Raw genomic sequence first — 16280 nt, 5'->3', positions numbered from 1 at the left:
CGGTGGGCTGCCTTGTCAATTGCTGCCGGTCAAAACCCGCGCGAAAGCCGCTGCATCGGTGTTGCCGCCGGTCAGGATCACGGCGGTGCGCGGCGCCAGATCCACTTTTCCGGCCAGAACCGCAGCCAGCGCCGCCGCGCCGCCCGGTTCGAGCACGAGGCGCAGCTTCTCGAAAGCGAGGCGCTGGGCCGCATGGACTTCGGCGGGTGTGACGAAAAGGCCGAAGGGGCAGCGTTCGCGCAGGATCTCGAAGTTGATCGTGCGGGTCTCGGGCGTCTGCAGGGCATCGCACGGCGTGGGCGGGGCATCGGCGGCGACGCGGCGGATTTCGCCATCGGCCAGACTGCGGCGAATATCGTCCCAGCCTTCGGGTTCCACCGGCACGACGGCGGCATCGGGGGCGGACAGGGCAAGGCCGGCCGTCAGACCGCCGCCGCCGCAAGGGGTGACGATCAGATCCGGCTGGCCAAGGCCTCTTGCCGCCATCTGCTGGGCGATCTCGATGCCGATGCTGCCCTGGCCCTCGATCACCCAGGGATCGGCGAAAGCGTGGACCAGCGTCGCGCCGCGTTCGTCGCGGACCCGCTCGGCCACTTCGTCGCGGTCCTCGCCGCCGGGCCGGTCGTAGAGCACGACTTCGGCGCCGAGCGCGCGGGTGTTGGCCAGTTTCACTTCCGGCGCGTCGTTGGGCATGACGATGGTGGCGGCAATGCCCAGCCGCCGCGCGGCCCAGGCGACGCCTTGGGCATGATTGCCGCTCGATACGCCGACGACGCCGCGCGGGCGTTCCTCGTCGGAAAGCGCGGTCAGGCGGTGCCAGGCGCCCCGGATCTTGAAGGCGCCGATCGGCTGCAGGCACTCGGCCTTGCACCAGACCGTCTGTCCATCGACGTCCAGAGGCAGTAGCGGCGTAGGCGGCAGGATTTCCGCGATCTTGCGCGCAGCCAGCGCCACGCCTTCGGCAGAGGGTTTGCGAATCAGGGGCTTAGTCATGAGGCCATGGCATAAGCTGAACCTGCCGGGGCCTCAACGCGTCAGGCGGACCATCTGATAATAGCCAAGCGGGCCGCGCATGACTTCGAGCCGCAGTCCATGGGCATGGGCCAGCCGCTCGGCCACTTCGGGCAGGTCCTGCCGGGGCGAGACGTGGAAGCGGGCGAGCCAGCCATAGAGCAAGCCGCGCAGGACGCCGGGCATCCCCGAGCAATCGCCGAAGTCCACCACATGCAGCGATCCGCCCGGCGCCAGCGCCGCCGCGCCGCGGGTGAGGGCGCCCTGCCAGTCGGGGATCATCGAGAGCGCATAGGACAGCACCACCCGGTCGAACCCCTCGCGGCCGAACAGGGCCGGGGCATCGAAACTGGTGGCATCGCCCAGCGCCAGCCGCCCCTCGCTGCCGAGGCGCTTGCGCGCGTTCTTGAGCATTTCGGAGGAGATATCGAGCCCGTGGCACTGCACGCCCGGCCAGGCCTTGCGGATCAGCTCCAGATTGCGCCCGGTGCCGCAGCCCAGCTCCAGCACGGCCATGCCCGGCTGGCAATCGAGTTCGCGGATCAGCCGGTCGCGGCCGAACAGGTAGTACTTGCGGGTGAGGTCGTAGATATGGCGCTGGCCGCGATAGACCTTGTCCATCAGCGCGGCGTGATCGGGCGTATGCGGCCGCGTTGCCATGCCGTCAGTCCTTCAGCACGTAGAGATGCACGCCGCCGTAGATCGACGAGCGGTCAGCCAGGGTCGCGGCGTGCGATTCCGCCGGGCGGTAGTCCCAGTGGTCGAGGATCGCGTCGGGCACGCGGCCCGGCAGCAACGACGGCTCGGCGGCGGTGCGGAACAGCACGCGGGCGCCGGGGCGGGCCGTGCGGGTGATTTCGCTCCACAGCTCGGTGAGTTGGGCGTCGGTCATCCAGTCCTGCGCGTCGAGCAGGATATAGCGGTCGTACGTTCCCGCATCGCTGTCTCGCAGGACGTGGGTGAAGTTGGCGTGGCGCAAGTCCAGCCGGTCGAGCCGCTCGCGCACTTGCGGCAGGTTGGCGGCCTGCAGGTAGGGCGGCAGCGGGGCCTGCTCGCTCTTGCCGTAGCCGCGCCCAAAGGCCTGCCAGGCGAAGTAATTGTCGTTCACCGGGAAATGGCAGGCGAGCTTTTCGAGGCGCGCGCGCAGCACATCGGCCATGCGCTGCTGCCCGGCCAGCGCGTCGTATTGCGCGGGCGGAATGCCGAGGCCGAACAGCGAGGCGGGGTGATTGGTCAGCCAGCGCACCAGCTTGCGCTCGAAGATCGGGGCGAAGCGCTCGTCGAACACGCGGCGCTGGTCTTCCAGCGTGCCGGCACCGAGGATTTCGGCCGGGTCGATCTTGTAGAGGCGGGCCAGCTTATGCGCCACGCCGATGAAATTGCCCAGCAAGCCGTGGCGGTAGATGCCCTTGGTGAAGGCCTTGATGCGGCGGCGGCCGACGAGATCGCGGCCTTCCCAGTAGCGGCGCGTTTCCTCGTCGAGGTGCGGGGCAAGCCGCTCGCGGTAGGTCGCGAGGTTTTCGGGGTGGTCGGCCTCGGCGATGAAGCGGCGCAGGTCGGCATAGTCGGTGAGGTGCCGGATCGCGGTGTGCTTCAGGTTGTTGAGCGCGATATGCGCGGTGTTGAGGTCGACCACGGTGATCCCGGCGGGATCGGCAGTGAGATAGGAGAGGGCATTGCAGCCGCCGCTGGCAATAGTGATGATGCGGCTGTCCGGGCCGATCTGCAGCGCTTCCATGTCGGCGACCGGATCTTCCCAGATCTGCGCATAGACGAGGCCCTTGAACGCGAGCGCAAAGGCCTTGTCGAGCAGGCGCGCGCTGCGCGGGCTTTCGTGGCGGACGACGGCGCCCTCGATGAGCTTGGTGCCGGTGGTATCGCCGGTGGTCTTGGATGCAGTCTTGGCCATGGGTTGCCCCCGTCATGGATCGGTTTCCCGCCCTTGCTGCCGCAGCATGACCGCGTGATGACGCGGCGATGGCAGAATATGACAATCGGGCAGGCGATCGCGGCCAGTTGAGTTGTCACACAGGGCCCTTATATGCGCGTCTTTGTCTTTGGCTCCTGAAGGAGATGGTTTGGTGAGCAAGGTTCTGGTGATCGGCGCAGGCGGCGTCGGCTCGGTCGCGGTCCACAAGATGGCCATGAATCCGGAGATCTTCACGGATATCCATCTCGCCAGCCGCACGGTTTCCAAGTGCGAGGCGATTGCCGAATCGGTGAAGGAACGCACAGGCGTTGCGATCAGCACGTATGCGATCGATGCCGACGATGTGGCGGCCACCTCCGAACTGATCCGTAAGATCGCCCCGAAGCTCGTCGTCAATCTGGCGCTGCCCTATCAGGATCTTGCGATCATGGATGCGTGCCTGGCGACCGGCACGCACTACATGGATACCGCGAACTACGAGCCCAAGGACGTGGCCAAGTTCGAATACCACTGGCAGTGGGCCTATCAGGACAAGTTCAAGCAGGCGGGCCTGATGGCGCTGCTCGGTTCGGGTTTCGATCCGGGCGTGACCAGCGTTTTTGCGATGTGGCTGAAGAAGCACAAGCTCAAGACCATCCGCAAGCTCGACATCCTCGACTGCAATGGCGGCGATCACGGCCAGCCCTTCGCGACGAACTTCAACCCGGAAATCAACATCCGCGAAGTGACCGCGCCTGCCCGCCACTGGGAGAACGGCGCGTTCGTCGAGACTCCGGCGATGAGCAACAAGGTCTCGTTCGACTTCGAGGGCGTCGGCCCCAAGAACATGTACATGATGTACCACGAGGAACTGGAAAGCCTCGCCAAGTTCCTGCCCGAACTGGAGCGCGGCCGCTTCTGGATGACTTTCGGCGATGCCTATATCCAGCACCTCACCGTGCTGCAGAACGTGGGCATGACCCGCATCGATCCGGTGATCTACAACGGCGTGGAGATCATCCCGCTGCAGTTCCTGAAAGCCGTGCTGCCCGAGCCGGCCTCGCTCGGCGCAACCACCAAGGGCAAGACCAACATCGGCGATATCGCCACCGGCGAGGCGCTCGACGGTTCGGGCGAGAAGACGTTCTACATCAAGAACATCTGCGACCATGAGGAAGCCTATGCCGAAACCGGCAACCAGGCGGTGAGCTACACCACCGGCGTTCCGGCGATGATCGGCGCGGCCATGGTGCTCACCGGCAAGTGGACAGGCGAGGGCGTGTTCAACATGGAGCAGATGGACCCCGATCCGTTCATGGACATGCTCAACACGCAGGGGCTGCCGTGGACGGTCGAGGAACTGAGCGAGCCGCTGCCGTTCTGATTTGGGTTGTGCCTCGATCCTCCCCGTTTTCGCCGAAGGCGCAAATGGGGAGGTGGCACGCCCGGAGGGCGTGACGGAGGGGGGAATTGCCGCGCAGCAGGACACCGCGCAATGTGTCAAGAGCCCGGCAACTGCGCCAGCAGATGTCGCTGCCCGAAGTTTTGCTGTGGAATTGCCTGCGCAACTCTCCCGGTGGCGTGAAATTCCGGCGGCAGCACTCCCTTGTGGAGACTGTAACGGTCGACTTCTACTGCGCGAAGGCCAAGCTCTGCATTGAGATTGACGGCATCGCGCATGACATGGGCGTCAATCCCGATCGTGACGCGCGGCGGGATGCTCTGCTGAGAGAATTGGGGTTGGAAGTGTTGCGCATTCCGGCATCCGACGTTCTGAAATCGCCGGAAGCCGTCGCCGATGCCTTGGTGCGATATTGCCGGCGTTGAATACTCCTCCGTCAGCGCTTCGCGCTGCCACCTCCCCAAATGTGCTTCGCAAATTTGGAGAGGACCGCTAGGCGAGTCTGCATGGAAACCAGAGCCGGCGATCCGGGCGCCTTTGCCCACTTAGACCTGTCGCGTGTCGACAGCCCCGCTTTCGTGGTCGATGCCGCGAAGCTGCGCAGCAATCTGCAGATTCTGCAAGACGTGGGCGAGCGTTCCGGTGCCAAGGTGCTGGCCGCGCTCAAGGCGTTTTCGATGTGGTCGACCGCGCCGATCATCGGGGAATATCTCGATGGCGTGTGCACGTCCGGCCTGTGGGAAGCGCGGCTGGCGAGCGAGTTCTACGACGGCGAGATCGCGACCTATTGCGCGGCCTACAAGCCCGATGAACTCGACGAGATCCTGCGCCTGTCGGACCATGTGATCTTCAACTCGCCGCAGCAAATCGAGCGCTGCTGGGCGATTATCGAGGCGGCCCGCGCGCGCGGCGAGGATTTCGACATCGGGCTGCGCATCAATCCGATGCACCCCGAAGGCGAAGTGCCCAAGTACGATCCCTCGGCGCCGCATTCGCGTCTGGGTTTCCCGATCGACCAGCTCACCGACGAGCATGTCGCGATGGTCGACGGCATTCACTTCCACAACTTGTGCGAGCAGGATTTCGAGCCGCTCCAGCGCACCTGGGACAAGGTGTTCGATTACCTCGAACCGTACTTCGGCCAGTTCAAGTGGCTCAACATCGGCGGCGGGCACCACGTGACCCGCGCCGATTACCAGCGCGACGAACTGGTCGAGTTTCTGGCCGACATGGCCGAGGATACCGGCGCGCAGATCTACATCGAGCCTGGCGAGGCGGTGGCGCTCGATGCCGGTATTCTCACCGGCACGGTGCTCGATGTGGGCTGGAACGGGATGCCGGTGGCCGTGGTGGACATTTCCGCCACCTGCCACATGCCCGACGTGATCGAGGCGCCCTACCGCCCGGCCATGCTGGGCGAACTGCCGATCGAGGATCAAGGCGAGATCGATGAGGGGCAGGGCGGGGCCGTGCGTCTTGGCGGGCCTTCGTGCCTCGCGGGCGACGTGATCGGCGATTACCGCTTTCCGGTGCCGGTCGAGCCGGGCACGCGCTTCGCGTTCCTCGATCAGGCGCATTATTCGATGGTGAAGACCACCACGTTCAACGGCGTGCCGCTGCCGTCGATCTGGCTGTGGGATTCGGAAACCGATTCGCTCGAATGCATTCGCAAGTTCAGCTACGAGGACTTTCGCGACCGTCTGAGCTGATGGAACGGGCGTCAGGCTTCGGTCCGTCGCGCATCTTGCCCGTTCAGTCCCTCTTGGCGCGAACCGTTCGCAAAAGACTGTTAGCCTGCGTCGTGAACCCGCCGATTTCACCGTGCCCCATGCGGATGGGAGCTCCTCGGTGTCGCAATGGCAAAGCCTTGTAAACAAAGGGCTAAGCCACTCAGAGAGGGGCGGATTGGGATGCAAATGGTCACATCTGTGACATTTTTGTGAAACGTTCAGTTTTTCACTTGCGATTCATGATCGCTATCCTATATCCGCCCCCTCGCTGCCCCATGGGGACTTCCAAACCGCAAGGCAGCTTCGTCTCTGTGTTGTCTTGGCCGTATGGCCTATTGGGGGTCCCTTGAGTTGCACCAGTATCCTGACGCACCGGCTGTAGCGCGCGCCCTGGCGCCCGACGAACCCGTTATCCTCAATCGCCCGCACGCTGCCGCGCGCGCTGCCCAGTTCTTCGCCACGAAGTTCCCGGGCAAGTCGCTCTATGCCGTGAAGGCGAATCCGTCGCCCGATCTGATCCAGATCCTGTGGGACAACGGCATCACCCACTATGACGTCGCCTCGATCGCCGAGGTGCGTCTGGTACGCGCGACGCTGCCGCAGGCGACCTTGTGCTTCATGCACCCGGTCAAGACCGCGAGCGCGATCCGCGAGGCCTATTTCCAGCACGGCGTGCGCACTTTCAGCCTGGATACCCAGGAAGAGGTCGACAAGATCGTGGCCGCCACCACCGATGCCGAGGGCAACCCGGCAAAGGATCTGCGGCTGTGCGTGCGCCTGCGCGTTTCGTCTGAATATTCCGAGCTGAGCCTTGCTTCGAAGTTCGGCATCGATCTGGCCGATGCAGGCCAGCTCCTCCAGTCGACCCGTCAGGTCGCCGACTGGCTGGGCGTCTGCTTCCACGTCGGTTCGCAGGCGATGACGCCGTTCGCTTATGTGCAGGCGCTGGAGCGTGCGCGTGCGGCGATTGCCGATGCGGGCGTCGTCATCGACATGATCGACGTCGGCGGGGGCTTCCCGTCCTGCTATCCGGGCATGGAACCGCCGCCGCTCGAAGACTACTTCGCGATCATCCATCGCCACTTCGAGGCGCTGCCGGTCGCCTACAACGCAGAGCTGTGGTGCGAGCCCGGCCGTGCGCTGTCGGCCGAGTACAACTCGCTGATCGTCAAGGTCGAGAAGCGCCGTGGTGACGAGCTCTACATCAACGATGGCGCTTATGGCGCGCTCTACGATGCGGCGCACGTGGCATGGCGTTTCCCGGTGCGGCACATCGCGCGCGAGGAAACCAACGACAACGCGGCGATCGACGTGGCCGATCTGGAGGCCTTCTCGTTCTACGGCCCGACCTGCGACGATGCGGACTTCATGGAGGGCCCCTTCATGCTGCCGGCGGAGATCAAGGCGGGTGACTGGATCGAGATCGGTATGCTCGGCGCTTATGGCGCGGCGATGAAGACCGCGTTCAACGGCTTCGGCGGGGGCGATGTCGTCATCGTGACCGACGAGCCGATGGCGAGCCTCTACACCGGCCGGCCTGACCCGCGCGTTTCGGACAACGTCGTCTCGCTGCGCTGATCGTTCGAGAAACGGAAATTGAAAAAACCCTCCGGGACAGTGGTTCCGGAGGGTTTTTTGGTGCCCGGAAGCGCGGTCAGGCCCGGAAGCGCGGTCAGGACTGGCGGCGCCGGGTGGCGAGAAGGACGGCACCGGCGATTGCAAGGCCCAGCAGGCCCAATACTGCGGCGAGGAGGCTCACTCCGGCGGCGAGGTACTGGCGCGCGGGCCATGCGTAATCGAACGGGCGGTAGTGCCGGAACGCGTCGGCCTGCGATCGCTGCGCCGCGGTGAACTCGTCTCCGGGCCGGCAGGCATTCTCGGCCGGGAAGACGTAGCAGGCCGGGTTCTTGAGATTGAGCAGACCATTCCGCGCCTGGAGCACGGGGCCGTCCGAAAGGCGGCCCTGCCGGAACACTTCCATGCGGTATCCGAACATGGGCTCGTAGCAGGGGAAAGGGCTGGTGCCCTTGGCGAAAGCGGCATTGCGTCCGGCATCGTCAGGCTGGATCGTGCCGCCCGCCAGCCACGGATCGGCGATGCGCTCGACGGGAGGCACCGTTCCGGTCGCGGCCACGCGCTGGCGCGCGGCAAGCATCGGGGCGGGATCGTAGGTCTGGTCGGCGTAATAGTGCATGTCGGTGGCCGCGTTCTGGCCGAGTGTCAGCACCATGGCTGCGGCGGCCCACCATCCGCGCCGGCGGGCATCGGGCACGAGGTAGTCGAACAGCAGCGCGGTGAGCACGCAGAGCAGCGGAATATAGACGAACCAGAAACGCACCATCACCGACATCATCTTGACGATGGGAAGGTGCAGGATCAGCCAGCGCAGGCCGAACGCGTCCCAGTTTACGAGGATGGGCAGGGTGAGCAGCAGGCCCAGGGCAAGGACCAGCGGCCAGCGTCCGTGCGCCAGCGGACGCAGCAGGTCCCGGCGGCGGGCTGCCGTCCACAGCGCGGCGCCAAGGACGATCAGCGGTACGAGGCCGACGCCATATTCGAACTCCACCCGGTCGAGCACGAGCTTGTCCGCAGGCAGCCATGCCAGGACTTGCGGGGTGAACAGCGAGACCGCGGCGGCGCCGAGCAGGGTGACGAGGTTTCCGGTCATGCGCAGGCTGATCGGGCGTGTCACATTGCCGGCAAAGGCCAGTGCGGGCAGCAGCTTGTAGGCGCACATGGCGATCCAGAGCGCCGCCGCGATCGCGCAGACAAGATAGATCCCCCGGTGCCAGCGCCCGGCATGGGCGGCCAGCAGGGCCAGCATCAGCAGGGCCAGCATCATCGGCAGGATCGTGTTGGTCCCGCCGCTGTAGAAAAGATAGGCGAGTAGCAGCCCGGTGAGCAGGCTGCGTACGGCGATGCCCGCCCGGCGCCGGGCGGGCGTCTGCGCGGTGTCAGGGCGCACGAACAGCAGCCAGGCGATCAGCGGGAGCAGCATCACGCCGTGAAAGGTGACATGCCCGATAATCATGCGGGTGGTGTAGAAGCCGTTGAGCAGGAAGATCGTCGCGGCCAGCAGTGCGGCTGGCTGCGACGTCCGGAACACGCGCCGCATCAGCCCGTACATGCCCAGCGCCCCGGCTATCCCGAAGAACACCCACGAGACGGCAAGGCTGGCCAGCGGCGGCATGACCAGCATCAGCGCCTGCGGCAGCGACCATACGACCGACTGGGGATTGAACAGGAACGGCACGCCCCCGCAGAACGAAGGCAGGAATTCGGGCGGCGAAAGCGGTCCGTTCACCGATTGCCAGAAATAGCCGCCCACGAACCATGGCAGGAACAGACCGTAATCGTATCCGAGCCGGCCGAGGTGGTTGGGAAAGAAGCGCGTCAGGGTCCAGATGAAGTAGACGGCGGCGCCCGCCGCGGCGATCCACGGTGCCCGCACCGCGATCGGTCCGTTTCGCACAGTCGCCATGCTGCCTTACCCTATCCTGCCTGCCGTGGATGACGGAAGCGCAAGCTAGCGGCAAATCATGAAAAAAGCCCTCCGCCGGGCAGCAGAGGGCTTTGAGGGACGGGGGGCTGCGCTATTGTCAGCCGTTCGAGAACAGGTCCTTGAACCGGCGCGGCTGGCAGCGCAGGAATTGCGGGGCCACGGACACTTGTGCGCCGAGCGCGGCGGCGGCGTGCCAGGGCCAGCGCGGATCGTAAAGCACCGTGCGAGCCAGCGCGACCATGTCGGCCTCACCGGTGCCGACGATGGCTTCGGCCTGTTCCGGCTCGGTAATCAGACCCACCGCGATGACCGGGACCGAGACGGCTTCCTTGACCTTGCGCGCGAGGGGGACCTGATAGTTCGGGCCGACCGGGATCGCCTGCGCGGGATGCAGGCCGCCGCTGGAGATGTGCATGGCGGACACGCCGCGCTGTTCGAGGGCGCGGGAGAAGGCGATGGTCTGTTCGATGTCCCAGCCGCCGTCGACCCAGTCGGTGCCCGAAACGCGCACGGTCACGGGCTTGCCGGCGGGAAACGCGGCGCGCACGGCATCGAAGACTTCGAGCGGGAAGCGCATACGGTTTTCCAGACTGCCGCCGTATTCGTCCGTGCGGTGGTTGGACAAGGGCGAGAGGAACTGGTGCAGCAGATAGCCGTGCGCGGCGTGGATCTGGATGGCATCGATGCCTAGCCGGGCGGTGCGGCGGGCCGCTTCGGCAAAGGCATCGCGGATGCGGGCGAGGCCGGCCGCGTCCAGCGCTTCGGGGGCGTTCTCGTGGGACTGGAAGGGAAGGCCGGAGGCCGACACCGTCTGCCATCCGTTGGGCTCTCCGGGCGCGATCTGGGCGCCGCCGTCCCAGGGCTTGGCGGTGCTGGCCTTGCGCCCGGCATGGGCCAGCTGGATCGCGATCGGCATGGAGGACCAGCGCCGGACGCTTTCCAGCACTTTGCCCATGGCCGCTTCGGTCTCATCGTCCCACAGGCCGACATCGGCATAGCTGATGCGCCCTTCCGGCGAGACGGCGGCGGCCTCGATCGTGAGAATGCCCGCGCCGGACAGGGCGAGCTGCCCGAGGTGGATCGTGTGCCAGTCGGTCATCCGGCCGTCTTCGGCGGAGTACTGGCACATCGGGGCAATGACGATGCGGTTGGACAGGGTGAGACTACCGATGGTGATCGGCTCGAACAGCTTGGGCATAATAGTCCTCGTCTCTTTTCGGGCACGCTCGGGGGGAGGGGGCGTTGCGTCAAGCGCCACGTGGTGCTCGCGGCGCCAAATGAAAAGGGCCTCCCGCCCGAAACGGGAAGCCCCTTTGCATAGAATATCTTGGCGCAGTGAAAGCGGGGCCGTTCAGGCCGCCAGCTTCATCTCCATGCGTTCCCAGATCTCGACGAGAGCGCTGGTCAGTTCGTCCATCATCTCTTCGGTGTGCGCCGGTCCCGGCGTGAAGCGCAGGCGCTCGGTGCCGCGCGGCACGGTCGGGAAATTGATCGGCTGCACATAGACGCCGTATTCGGCCAGCAGGATGTCGCTGATCTTCTTGGCCATGACCGGATTGCCGACCATGAGCGGGACGATGTGCGTGGTCGAATTCATCACCGGCAGGCCCGCATCGCGGAACTTCTGCTTGAGCATGGCGGCGGCGCGCTGCTGGCCGTCACGCTCTTCGCTGGAGCTCTTGAGGTGCTTGACCGAAGCCAGCACGCCCGCGACCAGCACCGGCGAGAGCGAGGTCGTGAAGATGAAGCCCGGCGCATAGGAGCGGATGCAGTCGATGATCTTCTGGTCGGCCGCGATATAGCCGCCCATCACGCCGAAAGCCTTGCCCAGCGTGCCTTCGATGATGTCGATGCGGTGGGCCGCCTCGTCACGGTCGGTAATGCCGCCGCCGCGCGGGCCGTACATGCCGACGGCATGGACTTCGTCGATGTAGGTGAGGGCGTTGTACTTGTCCGCCAGATCGCAGATCGCGTGGATCGGGGCGATGTCACCGTCCATCGAATAGACCGACTCGAAAGCGATCAACTTGGGCAGCGCGGGGTCGGTTTCGGCCAGAAGCTGTTCGAGGTGTTCCAGATCGTTGTGGCGGAACACTTTCTTTTCGCAGCCCGAATTGCGGATGCCCGCGATCATCGAGGCGTGGTTCAGCTCGTCCGAGAAGATCACGCAGCCCGGCAGCAGCTTGGCGAGCGTCGAGAGCGTGGCGTCGTTCGAGACATAGCCCGAAGTGAAGATCAGCGCGCCTTCCTTGCCGTGCAGGTCGGCCAGCTCGCTTTCCAGCTCGATGTGATAGTGCGTGTTGCCGCCGATGTTGCGGGTGCCGCCGGAACCGGCGCCGACATCGTGCAGCGCCTCTTCCATCGCCTCGATCACCTTGGGATGCTGGCCCATGGCGAGATAGTCGTTCGAACACCATACGGTGATCGGCTTGGGGCCATTGTGGCCGGCAAAGCAGCGCGCGTTGGGGTAGGCGCCCTTGTTGCGCAGGATATCGATGAAGACGCGGTAGCGGCCTTCGGAGTGAAGGCGCTCGATCGCCTGGTCGAAGATGTGTTCGTAGTTCACGAATTCCAGTCCTGCATTGCGCTGTCCGGCCGGTCCATTCTGGTTTGCCGGTTTATCTTCTAGGCGGCCATTACATGATCGTTTGGCCCATTGCCAGCGGCTAGTCCCGCTAAGAGTGATCAGAAAACCTTTTCGAAACATGGGGCGTATCAACCGAGTCATGGGCTGTGACGACGGTCATATCGGGTGCGGCCCGGTGCAAGGCATTGATCGTCATCAACCACGCCTTGGTTTCCGTGCCGGAATTGGGAACGTCGTCGCGTTCGGCCAGCCTGGCGGGAGGGTGAAGGTTCGCGAGGCTTTCGGGGACTCTGGCGGCCGCACCTGCAAAGAGGAATTCGCGGCCGTTCTCAAGGCGGACATAGACCAGCTTGGCGTCCGGGGCGATGCCGGGAGCGGGAATGAGCACGACGCCGGGCGCCAGCGGATAGGGCGCGGCGTTGGCCGATGCCGGGGCGGTGTTGCGGGCGGGCGTTTGCAGGTTGCCTGTCTGCAGCGGACCGTCGTCCAGGATCACGGTGTGGCTGGCATGGGCCCGCACCCCGTCCACCCGGCCCTGCGCCGCCGGGTTGTAGTCGGCCATGTCGAAGTCTTCAGCCGTGGCGGGGCTCACGCCGGCGTTGATGACGATAGGCTCGGTGCCGGGAACGGTCAGTTCATAGGCCCACACGGCAACCGGAATGGGCCGCAGTCCCCACCCGGCGATGAGCCGGTTGCGCATGATCCGGCAGTGTCCGAGCAATTCGCTGCGTACCTGGTCCGGACGAGGGCCGGGCAGGGCTTCGGCGAGCTTGCGCAGCCCGGTCATCGTTACAGGCTTTGCCGCCACGCTGCCCGATGCCGGATCGTCGATCAGGTACCAGTAGTAGGGAACGCTGAAGATGAGGAGCCCGGCCAGAAGCCAGTAGTTCAGTCGCCGCGTCAAAACCTTTCGACCTTTTCCAATCCGTAGCGCTTCAGCATGTCGCCATAGGCGTCCGGGATGTCTGTCCGGCCGGTGAGTAGCGCCCTGTCGGGGGCTTGGCGAGCCCATTGCTGTCCCTCGGTGAGACGGGCGATCTGCCGGGCGATGCCCTGTGCGCCATGGACGAAGCGCACGCCGGGGCCGAAGGCTTGCGAGAGTTCTTCCTCCAGCAGCGGGAAGTGCGTGCAGGCCAGCACGACGGTGTCGATCCGCTCGCCGCCCGGCATCGCCCGCAGCGCTTCGGCAGCGCCGGTGATGGCGGCGCTATCCACCGGTTCACCGCGCAGCTTGGCTTCGGCCGCGTCGACAAGGCCGGGCGCCGCGTAGCGCAGGAGCACCTTGCCCTGCGCGAATTCGTGTTCGAGGCGGTCCACGTAAGCCTGGCGGATCGTTGCCTCGGTGCCCAGCAGGCCGATCACGCCGGTCCTGGTCATCGCGGCGGCCGGCTTTATCGCCGGGACGGTGCCCACGATCGGGACTTCCAGAACCTCGCGCACCATGCCCAGCGCGATGGTCGAAGCCGTGTTGCAGGCGATGCAGACAAGGCGCGGGTGAAAGCGCTCGGTCATGCGGCCGAGCAGGCCGGCGACGCGCGCGGCGATCTGCGCTTCCGTCTTCGATCCATAGGGAAGACCGGCGGTATCGGCGGCATAGATCACCGGCGCATCGGGCAGTTGCTTGCGCACTTCTTCCAGCACGGTCAGCCCGCCCACGCCGGAATCGAACAGGAGGATGGGCGCAGCAGGGTCGATGTGGGCGGGATCGAGGGGGGCGGGATCGGCGGAAGGTGCCGATGCCTGATGCGCTGCGCTGATCGTTTCGGTTGTCATTGTCATTCCCTGAGCCTTGCGACTTGTTAACCGCCGCAATGTGCAAAGAGCAACGTACAATCCTGCAAGCCGGGTTCTGCTCGGCGCGACAAGCGGCTAAGGCGGCGCGCATGAATTGGATTCTCCCTTTGGCGCTTGGCTATGCGCTTGGATCGGTGCCCTTCGGGCTCATCCTCACCCGGTTTGCAGGCGCGGGCGATTTGCGCAGCATCGGCTCGGGCAACATCGGCGCGACGAACGTGCTGCGCACCGGGCGCAAGGGGCTGGCGGCCGCCACGCTGTTGCTGGACCTGCTCAAGGGGTTGGCGGCAGTGCTGATCGCGGCGCACTTCTGGCCTGATTGGGGCGCGGAACTGGGGGCGCTCGGGGCCTTTCTGGGGCACTGCTTTCCGGTCTGGCTGAAGTTCCGGGGCGGCAAGGGCGTTGCGACGATGGCCGGAGTCGCCTTCGGTCTCGCCTGGCCGGTGGGGCTGGCCTATGCCGTCACCTGGCTCGGGCTGCTGGCGACAATCCGCATTTCCTCGGTCGCCGGGATGAGCGCTGCCGTTGCCGCTCCGCTTGTCGCGGCGACGCTGGGCCGGCTCGATGTGGCGCTGGTGCTGGCGGTGATTGCCGCTGTGGTTCTGTTCCAGCACCGCGAGAATATCGCGCGCCTGCGGGCCGGCACCGAGCCGAAAGTCGGAGGCAGCAAAAAGGCATGAGCATGGGGGCGGCGCTGTCTCAGGACGAAGCTTTCGCCCGCATCCGCCTGCTGCGCTCGCCCAATATCGGGCCGGTCACTTACGCCCAGCTTCTGGCCCGCTTCGGTGAGGCACGGGCTGCGATCGAGGCGCTGCCCGATCTGGCGGGACGTGCAGGCAAGCCTTACGCCGCGGCGGCGCCGGAGCGCATCCACGATGAGATCGCCGCCGTGCGCAAGGCCGGTGCGCGCTATCTCTTCCACGATTCCCCGGACTATCCGCCGCTGCTGGCCGCCATTGAGGGGGCGCCGCCGGTCCTGACCGTGCGAGGCCATTCGGCATGGGCGCAGCGTCCCTGCGTGGCCGTGGTGGGCGCGCGCAATGCTTCGGCAGGGGCGGTCAAGCTGGCGCGGGATTTTGCCCATGGCCTTGCCGAAGCCGGTTTCACGGTCGTTTCCGGTCTGGCGCGCGGGATCGACGGCGCCGCGCACGAGGGTGCCCTGGGGGCGGGCGAAGGCGGTTCGACGATCGGCGTGATCGCGAGCGGGATCGACCTGGCCTATCCACCCGAACATGCGCGGCTGCAGGAGCGGATCGCGCAGGAAGGCCTGCTGATCGCCGAACAGCCGCCCGGCACCGAGCCGCTGGCGCGCCATTTCCCCACGCGCAACCGCATCATTGCCGGACTTGCAGCGGGCACGCTGGTGGTGGAAGCGGCGCCCAAGTCGGGTTCGCTCATCACCGCGCGGCTGGCCGGGGAGATGGGGCGCGAGGTCATGGCCATTCCCGGCTCCCCGCTCGATGCCCGCTCGCACGGCTGCAACCAGCTGATCCGCGACGGGGCCGTGCTGGTGCAATCTCCGCAGGACGTGATCGAATTACTCACCGGGTTCGACGGGGCGCTCCGGTCCGTTTTTCCCGCGCCCGTTCCGGATACGCCGCCCGAACTTGCCGCTATGCCTGAGCACGAGGCCGGGCAGGAGGCGGCCGGCATCGCTGATCTGCTCACGAGCGCACCGGTTGCGGTCGATGAGTTGATCCGCCAGTCGGGGACAAGCGCGGCATCGGTGCAGCTCGCCTTGCTGGAATTGGAAATCGCGGGCCGGTTGGTGCGCCATGCCGGAGGAAAAGTGAGTTCTCTATGAGTGATACCGTGAATGGTCAGACCGGGTTCGGTGATGGTGCGGTCCAGCCGCCGCTGCGGGGCGTGCTGCGGCTGGAAGGCGCTGCTCTCCTGGCCTTGGCCGTGCTGTTTTACCATCAGCTCGATGCCGGCTGGTGGCAATTCGCGTTGCTGTTCTTCGTGCCGGACTTGTCGTTCCTCGGCTACCTTTCCGGTCCGCGCATCGGCGCTCTCGCTTACAACTGCGCGCACAGCCTGATTGGACCGCTTTCGCTGGCAGGACTGGCGCAGCTTACCGGGCATGGGGACTGGACGCCGCTTGCAACGATATGGGCGGCGCACGTCGGCTTCGATCGTATGCTCGGTTACGGCCTCAAGTACGGACGCGGATTCGGCTATACGCACTTGGGCCGGATCGGTCTGGCCGGGCGAACCGGTCAGAGTGCTATACCTCTGTCATCCGACAATGCTTGACGGGGCCCCCCTTCGATTCCCACCCTATGCGTACACACATACGCGTACGCGCACACGTGAGAGCGCGTGCAGGGGAATAACGAAAGTCT

15 protein-coding genes are annotated in these 16280 nt (G+C 65.7%); 7 read left to right on the top strand and 8 right to left on the bottom strand.

Annotated elements, in window-relative coordinates; translation table 11 throughout:
* Positions 1-15 precede the first annotated feature (15 nt).
* From NN5_RS06325 to NN5_RS06315, 3 genes are read right to left on the bottom strand one after another with little or no spacing between them, the layout of a single operon-like run.
* Complete coding sequence (locus NN5_RS06325; protein ID WP_067733120.1) at positions 16-993, bottom strand: threonine ammonia-lyase; 978 nt, start codon at positions 991-993, stop codon at positions 16-18.
* A 33-nt stretch (positions 994-1026) separates the two neighbouring features.
* Complete coding sequence (locus NN5_RS06320; RefSeq protein WP_067733119.1) at positions 1027-1671, bottom strand: class I SAM-dependent methyltransferase; 645 nt, start codon at positions 1669-1671, stop codon at positions 1027-1029.
* Between the two features lie 4 nt (positions 1672-1675).
* Positions 1676-2920: a BtaA family protein gene (locus NN5_RS06315; protein WP_067733118.1), complete on the bottom strand. Its 1245-nt coding sequence runs from the start codon at positions 2918-2920 to the stop codon at positions 1676-1678.
* Between the two features lie 172 nt (positions 2921-3092).
* Here NN5_RS06315 and NN5_RS06310 point away from each other — a divergent pair, with 172 nt between their 5' ends.
* From NN5_RS06310 to NN5_RS06295, 4 genes are all read left to right on the top strand, one after another.
* Entirely contained in the window at positions 3093-4304 is a 1212-nt protein-coding gene (locus NN5_RS06310; RefSeq protein WP_067733117.1) for a saccharopine dehydrogenase family protein, read from the top strand.
* A gap of 86 nt (positions 4305-4390) precedes the next feature.
* Entirely contained in the window at positions 4391-4747 is a 357-nt protein-coding gene (locus tag NN5_RS06305; RefSeq protein WP_084384769.1) for an endonuclease domain-containing protein, read from the top strand.
* Positions 4748-4828: 81 nt separating this feature from the next.
* The gene (locus NN5_RS06300; protein ID WP_067733115.1) at positions 4829-6031 is read left to right on the top strand and encodes a carboxynorspermidine decarboxylase; all 1203 of its coding nucleotides are present in this window, start codon (positions 4829-4831) and stop codon (positions 6029-6031) included.
* Between the two features lie 372 nt (positions 6032-6403).
* Positions 6404-7630 (top strand): type III PLP-dependent enzyme, encoded by a 1227-nt coding sequence (locus tag NN5_RS06295; RefSeq protein ID WP_067733162.1) that lies wholly within the window; start codon positions 6404-6406, stop codon positions 7628-7630.
* 94 nt (positions 7631-7724) lie between these two features.
* On the opposite strand, the gene NN5_RS06290 is transcribed toward NN5_RS06295, so the two are convergent.
* The 5 genes from NN5_RS06290 to murI all read right to left on the bottom strand — a co-directional run bounded on the left by NN5_RS06290 (position 7725) and on the right by murI (position 13914).
* Positions 7725-9533 (bottom strand): hypothetical protein, encoded by a 1809-nt coding sequence (locus NN5_RS06290; protein WP_067733114.1) that lies wholly within the window; start codon positions 9531-9533, stop codon positions 7725-7727.
* Between the two features lie 118 nt (positions 9534-9651).
* Positions 9652-10752, bottom strand: a complete 1101-nt coding sequence (locus NN5_RS06285; protein ID WP_067733113.1) for an NADH:flavin oxidoreductase/NADH oxidase — start codon at positions 10750-10752, stop codon at positions 9652-9654.
* 153 nt (positions 10753-10905) lie between these two features.
* A complete protein-coding gene (gene hemA / locus NN5_RS06280; protein ID WP_067733112.1) occupies positions 10906-12120 on the bottom strand; it encodes a 5-aminolevulinate synthase in 1215 nt (404 codons plus the stop codon).
* Positions 12121-12229: 109 nt separating this feature from the next.
* Positions 12230-13045: a hypothetical protein gene (locus NN5_RS06275; RefSeq protein WP_067733111.1), complete on the bottom strand. Its 816-nt coding sequence runs from the start codon at positions 13043-13045 to the stop codon at positions 12230-12232.
* The gene (murI, locus tag NN5_RS06270; protein ID WP_084384768.1) at positions 13042-13914 is read right to left on the bottom strand and encodes a glutamate racemase; all 873 of its coding nucleotides are present in this window, start codon (positions 13912-13914) and stop codon (positions 13042-13044) included. The genes NN5_RS06275 and murI overlap by 4 nt, the downstream gene beginning before the upstream one ends.
* Positions 13915-14024: 110 nt before the next feature.
* Here murI and plsY point away from each other — a divergent pair, with 110 nt between their 5' ends.
* From plsY to NN5_RS06255, 3 genes are read left to right on the top strand one after another with little or no spacing between them, the layout of a single operon-like run.
* Entirely contained in the window at positions 14025-14615 is a 591-nt protein-coding gene (plsY, locus tag NN5_RS06265; protein ID WP_067733110.1) for a glycerol-3-phosphate 1-O-acyltransferase PlsY, read from the top strand.
* On the top strand, positions 14612-15739 hold the full coding sequence (gene dprA, locus NN5_RS06260) for a DNA-processing protein DprA (protein ID WP_067733109.1): 1128 nt from the start codon (positions 14612-14614) through the stop codon (positions 15737-15739). Before plsY ends, dprA begins: the two co-directional genes overlap by 4 nt.
* Positions 15736-16191, top strand: coding sequence for a DUF4260 domain-containing protein (locus NN5_RS06255; protein WP_067733108.1), 456 nt, complete (start codon positions 15736-15738; stop codon positions 16189-16191). Before dprA ends, NN5_RS06255 begins: the two co-directional genes overlap by 4 nt.
* Positions 16192-16280: the final 89 nt, after the last annotated feature.

The sequence above is a fragment of the Novosphingobium naphthalenivorans NBRC 102051 genome, from assembly GCF_001590985.1.
GTDB lineage: Bacteria > Pseudomonadota > Alphaproteobacteria > Sphingomonadales > Sphingomonadaceae > Novosphingobium > Novosphingobium naphthalenivorans.
This window is presented reverse-complemented; position numbering and strand designations above follow the sequence as displayed.

Excerpts from the sequence above, each read along its gene's own strand:
- NN5_RS06325 (WP_067733120.1), bottom strand. The coding sequence starts at position 993 with ATGACTAAGCCCCTGATTCGCAAACCCTCTGCCGAAGGCGTGGCGCTG.
- NN5_RS06320 (WP_067733119.1), bottom strand. The coding sequence starts at position 1,671 with ATGGCAACGCGGCCGCATACGCCCGATCACGCCGCGCTGATGGACAAG.
- NN5_RS06315 (WP_067733118.1), bottom strand. The coding sequence starts at position 2,920 with ATGGCCAAGACTGCATCCAAGACCACCGGCGATACCACCGGCACCAAG.
- NN5_RS06300 (WP_067733115.1), top strand. The coding sequence starts at position 4,829 with ATGGAAACCAGAGCCGGCGATCCGGGCGCCTTTGCCCACTTAGACCTG.
- NN5_RS06290 (WP_067733114.1), bottom strand. The coding sequence starts at position 9,533 with ATGGCGACTGTGCGAAACGGACCGATCGCGGTGCGGGCACCGTGGATC.
- NN5_RS06285 (WP_067733113.1), bottom strand. The coding sequence starts at position 10,752 with ATGCCCAAGCTGTTCGAGCCGATCACCATCGGTAGTCTCACCCTGTCC.
- murI (WP_084384768.1), bottom strand. The coding sequence starts at position 13,914 with ATGACAACCGAAACGATCAGCGCAGCGCATCAGGCATCGGCACCTTCC.
- plsY (WP_067733110.1), top strand. The coding sequence starts at position 14,025 with ATGAATTGGATTCTCCCTTTGGCGCTTGGCTATGCGCTTGGATCGGTG.
- dprA (WP_067733109.1), top strand. The coding sequence starts at position 14,612 with ATGAGCATGGGGGCGGCGCTGTCTCAGGACGAAGCTTTCGCCCGCATC.
- NN5_RS06255 (WP_067733108.1), top strand. The coding sequence starts at position 15,736 with ATGAGTGATACCGTGAATGGTCAGACCGGGTTCGGTGATGGTGCGGTC.